The sequence below is a fragment of the Pseudomonas sp. P5_B2 genome (assembly GCF_056400445.1).
Genome location: NZ_JBFULH010000125.1, coordinates 1 through 10,946 on the forward strand (window position 1 = coordinate 1; position 10,946 = coordinate 10,946).

Consider the following 10,946-nt stretch of genomic DNA (forward strand, 5'->3'; position numbering starts at 1 on the left):
GACACACCGCTTTCGCGAGCAAGCCCGCTCCCACATTAGGTTTATGTTGTCAGGTAGTGTTGGGCAAAGGTCTGAAGCTGCGGATAGAAAAGCCTGAAGTCTTCGCTCAACGGCTCATACAACACCCGCAATTCCTGCATCGCCCCCGCCAGTTCCTCAGGTCGGGTCAACCGTCGCGAAATCCCCCGCAGCACCTGCTCCAGCACTTCAAATTCCTGATACGACCCCAACCAGTCATTCGCCACCATGTGTGGCGCGATCTTCGCCAGGCGCTCGGGCAATTGCGTCTCGGCCGTCAGCACCCGGTAAACATCTGAGGTGAACAGTTCCAGTGGCCGGTCGGCGTACAGCGTCCAGTCTCGTGCCAGACAGTGGTCGAAAAACACGTCGAGCACGATCCCGGCGTAGCGCCGGCGTGTCATGGAAAACCGCGACAACGAAACATCCACCAACGGGTGGCGGTCGGTAAACACGTCGATGCTGCGATGAAGCTGGATGGCCGCCTCAATTTCGGGATCGTATTGCCCTTGCAGCCGTCCTTTGAYGAAATCGCCATACAGACTGCCGAGCAATTGACCGGGACGCTGGCCACCGAGGTGAAGATGTGCGAGATAGTTCATGGGCGCAGCTTAGCACTGCACCTTTGTTTCTTTACATCAACGTATCGTTATAACCCGATATACCGATTTATGCGGTCGTCAGAGCAAAATCATATTGGTATATCGCGAAATAACGATTTAAAGTTCGCCTCATCGCGATATAGCGTTTTACTCATCACGAGCTCCCAAGCCATGAACCTCGACCTCGACGAAATAATAAAAGCCCTGGCACACCCAGTACGGCGAGAAATCCTGCACTGGCTCAAAGACCCGACTGTCGAATTCCCTGACCAGTCCCACAGCAACGAGCACGGCGTTTGCGCCGGGCAGATCGATCAACGTTGCGGCTTGTCGCAGTCCACGGTGTCCGCGCACCTGGCGACCCTGCAACGCGCCGGCCTGATCAGCAGCCGCAAAGTCGGCCAGTGGCATTTTTTCAAACGTAATGAGGAAACCATCCAGGAATTCCTCAAGACCTTCAGTAAAGAGCTCTGACCCTTAACGTCAGTCAGCCGACAAGGAATTAACAATGCCCCTCTCGCTTCTCATACTGGCCTTGAGCGCCTTCGCCATCGGCACCACCGAGTTCGTCATCATGGGTCTGCTGCCCGACGTGGCGGCGGACCTCGGCGTGTCGATCCCCGGCGCCGGCTGGCTGGTGACCGGTTACGCCCTGGGTGTGGCCATCGGGGCACCGTTCATGGCACTGGCCACCGCCCGGCTACCGCGCAAGGCTGCACTGGTTGCGTTGATGGGTATTTTCATTATCGGCAACCTGCTCTGCGCGCTGGCCAGTGACTACAACGTGTTGATGTTTGCGCGAGTCGTCACGGCCCTCTGCCACGGTGCCTTCTTCGGTATCGGTTCAGTGGTGGCAGCAGGCCTGGTACCGGCCAACAAACGCGCTTCGGCCGTGGCCCTGATGTTCACCGGTCTGACTCTGGCCAACGTGCTCGGCGTTCCCTTGGGCACCGCGCTCGGTCAGCAAGCCGGCTGGCGTTCGACCTTCTGGGCCGTGACAGTGATTGGTGTGATTGCCTTGATCGGCCTGATCCGCTTCCTGCCGGCCAAGCGCGATGAAGAAAAACTCGACATGCGTGCGGAACTGGCCGCACTCAAAGGCGCCGGGATCTGGTTGTCCCTGAGCATGACTGCGCTGTTCGCCGCTTCGGTCTTCACCCTGTTTACCTACGTCGCGCCGCTGCTGGGCGAAGTCACCGGTGTCTCGCCACGTGGCGTGACCTGGACCCTGATGCTCATCGGCCTGGGTCTGACCGTCGGCAATATCATCGGCGGCAAACTGGCGGACAAAGGCATGGCCGCGACGCTGATCGGCGTGTTCATCAGCATGGCGGTGGTGTCCACCGTACTGACGTGGACCAGCGTCGCGCTGATCCCGACCGAAATCACCCTGTTTCTCTGGGCGACCGCATGTTTTGCCGCAGTCCCTGCCTTGCAAGTGAACGTGGTGACCTTTGGCAAAGCGGCTCCGAACCTGGTGTCGACCTTGAACATCGGCGCTTTCAACATCGGCAACGCACTCGGTGCCTGGGTCGGCGGCAGCGTCATCGCCCACGGCTTCGGCCTGACCAGCGTGCCACTCGCGGCCGCCGCACTGGCGGTACTCGCCTTGCTGGTGACCCTGATTACTTTCCGTCAGAGCGGTAATCCCGAACTGGCTCCTGCTACCCACTGATACCTCACGAGGGTTGTATTAAATGACGACTATTTTCGATCCGATCAAACTGGGCGACATCGAGTTGGCCAACCGCATCATCATGGCGCCCCTGACCCGCTGCCGCGCCGACGAAGGCCGCGTGCCGAACGCGCTGATGGCCGAGTACTACGTCCAGCGCGCTTCCGCCGGCCTGATTCTCAGCGAAGCCACCTCGGTCACGCCAATGGGCGTCGGCTACCCGGACACCCCGGGCATCTGGTCCAACGATCAGGTCCGCGGCTGGGCTAACGTGACCAAAGCCATTCACGGCGCGGGCGGCAAGATTTTCCTGCAACTGTGGCACGTCGGCCGGGTGTCTCACACCTCGTATCTGAACGGCGAAGCGCCGGTCGCACCTAGCGCCATCCAGCCAAAAGGTCACGTCAGCCTGGTTCGCCCATTGGCGGATTACCCTACCCCGCGTGCTCTGGAAACCGCTGAAATCGCCGACATCATCGACGCCTATCGCACCGGCGCCGAGAACGCCAAGGCCGCAGGTTTTGACGGTGTGGAAATCCATGGCGCCAACGGTTACCTGCTCGACCAGTTCCTGCAAAGCAGCACCAACCAGCGCACCGACCACTACGGCGGCTCCCTGGAAAACCGTGCACGCCTGCTGCTGGAAGTGACCGACGCGGCCATCGAAGTCTGGGGCGCCGGCCGCGTTGGTGTACACCTGGCACCGCGCGCCGACTCCCATGACATGGGCGACGACAACCTTGCCGAAACCTTCACCTACGTCGCTCGCGAACTGGGCAAGCGTGGTATCGCGTTCATCTGCTCGCGCGAGAAAGAAGCCGGCGACAGCCTTGGCCCACAATTGAAGGAAGCCTTCGGCGGCCCGTACATCGCCAACGAACGCTTCACCAAGGACAGCGCCAATGCCTGGCTGGCCAGCGGCAAGGCCGATGCGGTCGCCTTTGGCGTGCCGTTCATTGCCAACCCGGACTTGCCTGCTCGTTTGAAGGCCGATGCGCCGTTGAACGAAGCGCGTCCTGAGCTGTTCTACGGCAAAGGCCCGGTGGGTTACATCGACTACCCGGTGATGTAAGCGTTAAATACCGAAAATGCAAAAAAGCCCCGACTCCTGAGAGCCGGGGCTTTTTGGTTTTCGAGTGATTTGCTCGCACTCATTCACACCCAAGACACAAAATCCCTACAAAATACGTGGTTCACTACCTGTCATCCTGGCGAGCGTCCGTATATAAAAGCACCCCATGCAATCAGTCGTACGCTTTTGTTTCATTTGCGCAGGCTTGGGCTCAAGCGCAGCATGTCCAGCCCGGTCTCCACCCAACGCTCGGCGTCGGCGTGCAGTTGAAAACTGTCGGGCGCCAGCAGCCACTGATACAGGATGCCATCGATATACGCATGCAGGCTGATGGCAGCGCGAGCCGTGTCGAGGTCTTCGGGCATTTGCCCCCGATTCACGGCATTACTCAGGGCCAGGCTGATTCGCAAGTTGCAATCCAGGCTGACCGTTCGGCGCTGCTGGCGCAGGTCGCACATTTCATCGGTGAATTCGCACTTATGAAACAAAATCTCATTTATGCGTCGAGTTTTCGGGTCCAGAGCAACTTGATGAAACAAATGAATCAGCAACTTGCGCATGCAGCCGAGCGGATCGAGTTCATCTTCGCTTTCACTGGCCCTGGCCATTTCATCCAGTGGCTCATGCAAGGTATCGAGCATGGCCTGCACCAGATCGGCCTTGTTGCTGAAATGCCAATAGATAGCACCGCGAGTCACCCCGGCCAAGGTAGCGATGTCCGCCAGTGTCGTGCGCGCCACGCCCCTTTCATAAAAGGCTTTCTCTGCCGCTTCGAGTATTTGGCTGCGGGTTTCTTGAGCTTCCTCTTTGGTACGACGGACCATGGCAGTAAAACCTCAATCAGGATGCTTCAGCGATGTCTGAACATCAGCTGAATAAAAGTGGAGCGAACGCTCTTGGGCGCCGTCCCCGTCTTACAATTCAATCCTTTGAACGGCTTTTGTAGTGAAGTGGATACGCAGCCTAGGTGTTTACAAACAACCATGAACGTAAGTATATTCCTTAGCAAGCTACTTATCCACTCAGCACCCCATTTTTACCTTTCCACCTTTCTCGTGCGCATTTTGCGCGCCTGACCCGAGGATTTTCATGCAATTCAAGCCAGCTGTTACCGCTCTGGTCACCGCCGTCGCCTTGGCATCGCTGCTCAGCGGATGCAAAAAGGAAGAAGCCGCACCAGCCGCACCGCCTCCTCAGGTCGGCGTTGTCACTCTGAAAACCCAAGCCTTCACCCTGACATCCGACCTGCCAGGCCGTACCAGCGCCTACCGCATCGCCGAAGTTCGCCCTCAGGTGAACGGCATCATTCTCAAGCGCATGTTCAAGGAAGGCGGCGACGTCAAGCTTGGCCAGCAGCTGTATCAGATCGATTCATCGGTGTATGACGCCACGTTGAAAAGTGCAGAAGCCAACCTGCAACAGACCAAGTCGATCTCCGACCGCTACAAGCAACTGGTCGCCGAACAAGCGGTGAGCCGTCAGGAATACGACACAGCCGTGGCCAACCGGATGCAATCGGAAGCCGCCCTGCAAACCGCCCAGATCAACGTGCGCTACACCAAGGTTTACGCACCGCTGACCGGTCGTATCGGTCGTTCGAACGTGACCGAAGGCGCGCTGGTCACCAGCGGCCAAGCCGATCCGATGGCGGTGATCCAGCAAATAGACCCGATCTATGTCGACGTGACCCAGTCCTCTGTGGAATTGCTGCAACTGCGCCGCGAACTGGAAAGCGGTCGTCTGCAAAAGGCCGGCGACAACTCGGCGGCGGTCAAGCTGACCCTCGAAGACGGCAGCCAGTACAAGCTGGACGGCAAGCTTGAGTTCTCCGAAATCTCGGTCGACCAAACCACCGGTTCCGTCACCCTGCGTGCCGTGTTCCCGAACCCTGAGCACACCCTTCTGCCGGGCATGTTCGTACACGCCCAGTTGCAGGCCGGTGTGAACGCCGCAGCGATTCTGGCGCCGCAACAAGGCGTAACGCGCGACCTTAAAGGCACGCCGACTGCATTGGTCGTCGGCCCTGACAACAAGGTCGAACTGCGTCAGCTCAAGGCCAACCGCACCGTCGGAAGCCAATGGTTGATCGAGGACGGCCTRAAGGCAGGCGATCGCCTGATTACCGAAGGGCTGCAATTCGTCAAGCCTGGCGTCGAAGTCAAAGCCACTGAAGCGACTAACGTTGGCGTAAAGAACCCTTCCCCCGCACAGGCAGCTGACAAAGCTTCCAGCGGCAAAGGGGAGTAACCCATGTCGAAATTTTTTATCGACCSTCCGATTTTCGCCTGGGTGATAGCCCTGGTGATCATGTTGGTCGGTGCTCTATCGATCCTCAAGCTGCCGATCAACCAATACCCGAGCATTGCACCTCCTGCGATTGCCATCTCCGTGGCCTACCCGGGTGCTTCGGCACAAACGGTACAAGACACCGTGGTGCAGGTGATCGAGCAACAGCTCAACGGTATCGACCACTTGCGTTATGTGTCCTCGGAAAGTAACTCCGATGGCACCATGACCATCACCGCGACCTTCGAGCAAGGCACCAACTCCGATACCGCACAGGTCCAAGTCCAGAACAAACTGAACCTGGCCACTCCGTTGCTGCCGCAAGAGGTGCAGCAGCAAGGCATCCGCGTCACTAAGGCAGTGAAGAACTTCCTGTTGGTGATCGGCGTGGTTTCGCGTGACGGYAGCATGACCAAGGACGACCTGTCGAACTACATCGTGTCGAACATGCAGGACCCGATCTCGCGGACGGCCGGTGTGGGTGACTTCCAGGTGTTCGGCTCCCAGTACGCCATGCGTATCTGGCTCGATCCGGCCAAGTTGAACAACTACAACTTGACCCCGATCGATGTCAAAACCGCCATCGCCGCACAGAACGTCCAGGTGTCGTCCGGCCAGCTTGGCGGCTTGCCTGCCCTGCCCGACACACAGCTGAACGCAACGATCATCGGCAAGACCCGCCTGCAGACCGCTGAGCAATTCAACAAAATCCTGCTCAAGGTCAACAAGGACGGCTCTCAGGTTCGCTTGAAAGATGTCGCTGACGTCGGTCTGGGTGGTGAAAACTACAGCATCAATGCCCAGTTCAACGGCGCCCCGGCTTCCGGTCTGGCCGTAAAGCTGGCCACTGGCGCTAACGCTCTGGATACCGCCACAGCACTGCGCAAGACTATCGACAGCCTCAAGCCGTTCTTCCCGGAAGGGATGGAAGTGGTGTTCCCGTACGACACCACTCCAGTGGTGACCGAGTCGATCAAAGGCGTGGTTCACACCTTGGTCGAAGCTGTCGCACTGGTGTTCCTGGTGATGTTCCTGTTCCTGCAAAACTTCCGCGCCACCATCATCACCACGATGACCGTGCCGGTGGTGTTGCTGGGTACGTTCGGCATCCTCGCGGCAGCCGGTTTCAGCATCAACACCCTGACCATGTTCGGTATGGTCCTGGCCATTGGCTTGCTGGTGGACGACGCCATCGTTGTGGTGGAAAACGTCGAACGGGTGATGAGTGAAGAAGGCCTGTCGCCCAAGGAAGCCACCAAGAAATCCATGGGCCAGATCCAGGGCGCATTGGTGGGTATCGCTCTGGTGCTGTCGGCGGTTCTGCTGCCAATGGCGTTCTTCAGCGGCTCCACTGGTGTGATTTACAAGCAGTTCTCGATCACCATCGTCTCGGCCATGGCCTTGTCGGTACTGGTTGCACTAATCTTCACTCCGGCGCTCTGCGCCACTATGCTCAAGCCCATTCCCAAGGGTGAGCACGGCGTACCCAAGCGCGGCTTCTTCGGCTGGTTCAACCGCAACTTCGACCGGGGCGTCAAACGCTACGAGCGCGGCGTGGGCAGCATGCTCGCGCACAAGGCGCCGTACCTGTTGGCCTACCTCATCATCATAGTCGGCATGATCTGGCTGTTCACCCGCATCCCTACGGCGTTCCTGCCGGAAGAAGACCAGGGTGTACTGTTCGCCCAGGTGCAGACACCGGCCGGCTCAACCGCCCAGCGCACCCAAGTGGTCGTGGACGAGATGCGTGAATTCCTGTTGCGTCCGAGCAAGGATGGCGGTGAAGGCGATGCAGTGAACTCTGTGTTTACCGTGACCGGCTTCAACTTCGCCGGTCGTGGCCAGAGTTCGGGTATGGCGTTCATCATGCTCCGCCCATGGGACGAACGTAACGCCGACAACAACGTGTTCAAGGTGGCGGCCCGTGCCCAGCAGCACTTCTTCACCTTCCGTGATGCCATGGTGTTTGCCTTCGCGCCACCGGCGGTACTGGAACTGGGTAACGCCACCGGTTTCGACGTGTTCCTTCAGGACCGCGCCGGTATCGGTCACGAAAAACTGATGCAAGCACGCAACCAGTTCCTCGGTATGGCCGCGCAAAGCAAGATTCTGACTCAGGTGCGTCCGAACGGCCTGAACGATGAACCGCAATACCAACTGGAAATCGATGACGAGAAGGCCAGTGCCCTGGGCATTACCATCGCCGACATCAACAACACCCTGTCGATCGCGCTGGGCAGTAGCTACGTCAACGACTTCATCGACCGTGGTCGAGTGAAGAAGGTTTACGTACAAGGCCAGCCTGGCTCGCGCATGAGTCCTGAAGACCTGAAGAAATGGTATGTGCGCAACAGCGTCGGCACCATGGTTCCGTTCACAGCGTTTGCCAAGGGTGAATGGATTTACGGATCGCCGAAGCTGGCCCGTTACAACGGCGTAGAAGCGATGGAAATCCTCGGCTCCCCGGCGCCGGGCTATTCCACTGGTGAAGCCATGGCCGAAGTCGAAGCCCTTGCAGCCAAACTGCCAGCGRGTGTCGGTATTTCCTGGACCGGCCTGTCGTACGAGGAACGGTTGTCCGGTTCGCAAGCGCCAGCGCTGTACGCGTTGTCGCTGCTGATGGTGTTCCTGTGTCTGGCGGCGCTATATGAAAGCTGGTCTATCCCGATTGCGGTGATGCTGGTGGTGCCTTTGGGGATCATCGGTGCATTGATGGCGACCAGCCTGCGCGGTTTGTCCAACGATGTGTATTTCCAGGTGGGCCTGTTGACGACCATCGGCCTGGCGGCGAAAAACGCCATTCTGATTGTCGAATTTGCAAAGGAACTGCATGAGCAAGGGCGCAGCCTGCGCGATGCAGCGATTGAAGCCAGCCGGATGCGTTTGCGACCGATCATCATGACCTCGCTCGCTTTCGTCCTGGGTGTGGTGCCACTGGCCATTTCCACCGGTGCAGGTTCGGGTAGCCAGCATGCCATCGGCACCGGAGTGATTGGCGGTATGATCACCGCCACCGTTCTGGCGGTCTTCTGGGTCCCACTGTTCTTCGTCACCGTGTCGTCCATCGGTCAGCGTAAAAAGATAGTCGACCAGGATGACGCCACTGAAACTCCTAAAGAGGCTGGCCAATGAGCAAGTCGCTACTTTCCCTAGCTGTCGCCGCGTTTGTGCTGAGTGGTTGCTCGCTGATACCCGATTATCAGCAGCCTGCGGCACCGGTGGCAGGCCAATACCCGCAGGGCCCGGCATATTCGCCGGCCCAGGCGCCGAGCCAGGCTGCGGCGGAGCAAGGCTGGAAGCAGTTTTTCCATGACCCGGCACTGCAACAGCTGATTCAGGTCGCACTGGAAAACAACCGTGACCTGCGTGTCGCGGCGCTGAACATCGACGCCTTTGCGGCTCAATATCGCATCCAGCGTGCCGACCTGTTCCCGGCCGTATCGGCCAATGGCAGCGGTAACCGCCAGCGCGTTCCGGCAAACTCTTCGCAGACCGGCGAGTCAGGTATCGTCAGTGCCTACTCGGCCACGGTCGGTATCAGCGCCTATGAACTCGACCTGTTTGGTCGGGTTCGCAGCCTCAGCGAAGAAGCGCTGCAACAGTACTTCGCTACGGAAGAAGGTCGACGCAGCACGCAGATCAGCCTGGTGGCCAACGTCGCCAACGCCTACCTGGCCTGGCAAGCCGACAAGGAACTGCTGAAAGTCACCCAGGACACCCTCGGTGCGTTCGAGGAGAGTTACAAGCTCACCGCGCGCAGTGCCGAAGTCGGTGTGGCATCGGCGCTGGACGTCGCCCAGTCGCGGACCTCGGTGGAAAACGCCCGGGCGCAGCTGGCGAAGTACACACGTCAGGTCGCTCAGGATGAAAACAGTCTGGTGCTGCTGCTCGGCACTGGCATCCCGGCCAACCTGCAAGCCGCCAAGCCGCTGTCTGACGATTTGCTCAGCGACGTACCAGCCGGCCTGCCATCGGACTTGCTGCAACGTCGTCCGGACATTCTCCAGGCGGAATACAACCTCAAGGCCGCCAACGCCAACATCGGCGCGGCACGGGCTGCGTTCTTCCCGAGCATCAGCCTGACAGCCAACGCCGGCACCCTGAGCCCGGACTTGTCCGGTCTGTTCAAGGGCGGTTCGGGCACTTGGTTGTTCCAGCCGCAGATCAACTTGCCGATCTTCAACGCTGGCAGCCTGCGCGCCAGCCTGGATTACTCGAAAATCCAGAAAGACATCGGCGTGGCGAACTACGAGAAGTCCATTCAAACGGCCTTCCAGGAGGTCGCCGATGGGCTGGCTGCCCGCCGAACCTACACCGACCAGTTGCAGGCGCAGCGTGACTTCGTCACCGCCAACCAGGAGTACTACCGTCTGGCCCAGCGTCGTTACCTCATTGGTGTCGACAGCAACCTGACCTTCCTCGATGCCCAGCGTCAGCTGTTCAACGCTCAACAAGTGTTGATCACCGACCGTCTGGCGCAACTGGTCAGTGCGGTCAACCTGTACAAAGCCTTGGGTGGCGGCTGGAATCAGCAGACCGCCAAGGTCGAACCACTAAATGAAGAAGCGCCGAAGATGAAGTTGTTCTGATAGCGCAGTGAAAACAATGAAGCCCACCTTTTGGTGGGCTTTTTGTTGGCTGCTGAAAAAGTGTGGTGACTAGGCGTTCCGACGAAGAGGCCGCAACAGACAACACAAAACCTTGACCAAAACTTACGTTCGATAATCGCCCAATTCCCGCTTTCGCCAATTGAACTATCTAGTACATTCCCCGCACCATCCTCCGCACAAGACCAACAACATCAGGTTCACCCCTATGCCTCCGCGCCCTGCCCTGTCCGGCTGACTTCGCTGCGTTTAATTAATCCGTTCTTTTGCCTGCAACCCGACGTTGCGGCAGCGCCCTGTTTCATCCCCAAAAATTAGAGAGACCCAAGCCCATGACGCCTTCCTCCGCGCAGTATTTTTTTCCCGGCCTGATTGCCATTGCTGTGGCCTCTGCGGCCCTCCCCGCCCAAGCCGAGGAATCAGGTTTCGTCGAAGGTGCCAAGGCCACGCTCAACCTGCGTAACTTCTACATCAACCGCAATTTCACCAACCCGACCAACCCTCAAAGCAAGGCCGAGGAGTGGACCCAGAGCTTCATCCTCGACACCAAGTCCGGGTTCACTCAAGGTCCGGTGGGTTTTGGCGTCGATGCGCTGGGCCTATTGTCGATCAAACTCGATGGCGGYAAAGGCACGCGCGGCACCGGGCTGCTGCCGGTTGGCAGCGACGGCGACCCAGTCGATGAC

The 10,946-nt window shown here is 58.9% G+C and carries 9 protein-coding genes; 7 read left to right on the forward strand and 2 right to left on the reverse strand.

Translation table 11 applies throughout. From position 1 onward, the window contains the following. Positions 1-41: 41 nt before the first annotated feature. Complete coding sequence (locus tag AC1DRJ_RS12755; protein ID WP_477802463.1) at positions 42-620, reverse strand: acyl carrier protein phosphodiesterase; 579 nt, start codon at positions 618-620, stop codon at positions 42-44. A gap of 171 nt (positions 621-791) precedes the next feature. Between AC1DRJ_RS12755 and AC1DRJ_RS12760 the strand changes: the two genes are divergently transcribed. From AC1DRJ_RS12760 to AC1DRJ_RS12770, 3 genes are read left to right on the forward strand one after another with little or no spacing between them, the layout of a single operon-like run. Beyond that, positions 792-1,094 carry an ArsR/SmtB family transcription factor gene (locus AC1DRJ_RS12760; RefSeq protein ID WP_046029399.1) on the forward strand — a complete coding sequence of 101 codons (303 nt, stop codon included), beginning with the start codon at positions 792-794 and terminating at the stop codon, positions 1,092-1,094. 34 nt (positions 1,095-1,128) lie between these two features. After that, a complete protein-coding gene (locus AC1DRJ_RS12765; protein ID WP_027925597.1) occupies positions 1,129-2,295 on the forward strand; it encodes an MFS transporter in 1,167 nt (388 codons plus the stop codon). 22 nt (positions 2,296-2,317) lie between these two features. Next, the gene (locus AC1DRJ_RS12770) at positions 2,318-3,367 is read left to right on the forward strand and encodes an alkene reductase (RefSeq protein ID WP_477802464.1); all 1,050 of its coding nucleotides are present in this window, start codon (positions 2,318-2,320) and stop codon (positions 3,365-3,367) included. Positions 3,368-3,558: 191 nt separating this feature from the next. Here AC1DRJ_RS12770 and emhR read toward each other — a convergent pair whose 3' ends face one another. Further along, positions 3,559-4,191, reverse strand: coding sequence for an efflux system transcriptional repressor EmhR (gene emhR / locus AC1DRJ_RS12775; protein ID WP_477802465.1), 633 nt, complete (start codon positions 4,189-4,191; stop codon positions 3,559-3,561). 265 nt (positions 4,192-4,456) lie between these two features. Here emhR and AC1DRJ_RS12780 point away from each other — a divergent pair, with 265 nt between their 5' ends. From AC1DRJ_RS12780 to AC1DRJ_RS12795, 4 genes are all read left to right on the forward strand, one after another. Further along, positions 4,457-5,614 (forward strand): efflux RND transporter periplasmic adaptor subunit, encoded by a 1,158-nt coding sequence (locus AC1DRJ_RS12780; RefSeq protein WP_477802466.1) that lies wholly within the window; start codon positions 4,457-4,459, stop codon positions 5,612-5,614. A 3-nt stretch (positions 5,615-5,617) separates the two neighbouring features. Beyond that, the gene (emhB, locus tag AC1DRJ_RS12785; RefSeq protein ID WP_477802467.1) at positions 5,618-8,785 is read left to right on the forward strand and encodes an efflux RND transporter permease subunit EmhB; all 3,168 of its coding nucleotides are present in this window, start codon (positions 5,618-5,620) and stop codon (positions 8,783-8,785) included. Further along, a complete protein-coding gene (gene emhC / locus AC1DRJ_RS12790) occupies positions 8,782-10,242 on the forward strand; it encodes an efflux RND transporter outer membrane subunit EmhC (protein ID WP_477802468.1) in 1,461 nt (486 codons plus the stop codon). The genes emhB and emhC overlap by 4 nt, the downstream gene beginning before the upstream one ends. A gap of 350 nt (positions 10,243-10,592) precedes the next feature. Beyond that, on the forward strand, positions 10,593-10,946 hold a 354-nt coding region (locus AC1DRJ_RS12795; protein ID WP_477802469.1), incomplete at its 3' end, for an OprD family outer membrane porin.

Coding starts and splice junctions, on each gene's coding strand:
- AC1DRJ_RS12760 (WP_046029399.1), top strand. CDS start 792: ATGAACCTCGACCTCGACGAAATAATAAAAGCCCTGGCACACCCAGTA.
- AC1DRJ_RS12765 (WP_027925597.1), top strand. CDS start 1,129: ATGCCCCTCTCGCTTCTCATACTGGCCTTGAGCGCCTTCGCCATCGGC.
- AC1DRJ_RS12770 (WP_477802464.1), top strand. CDS start 2,318: ATGACGACTATTTTCGATCCGATCAAACTGGGCGACATCGAGTTGGCC.
- emhR (WP_477802465.1), bottom strand. CDS start 4,191: ATGGTCCGTCGTACCAAAGAGGAAGCTCAAGAAACCCGCAGCCAAATA.
- emhC (WP_477802468.1), top strand. CDS start 8,782: ATGAGCAAGTCGCTACTTTCCCTAGCTGTCGCCGCGTTTGTGCTGAGT.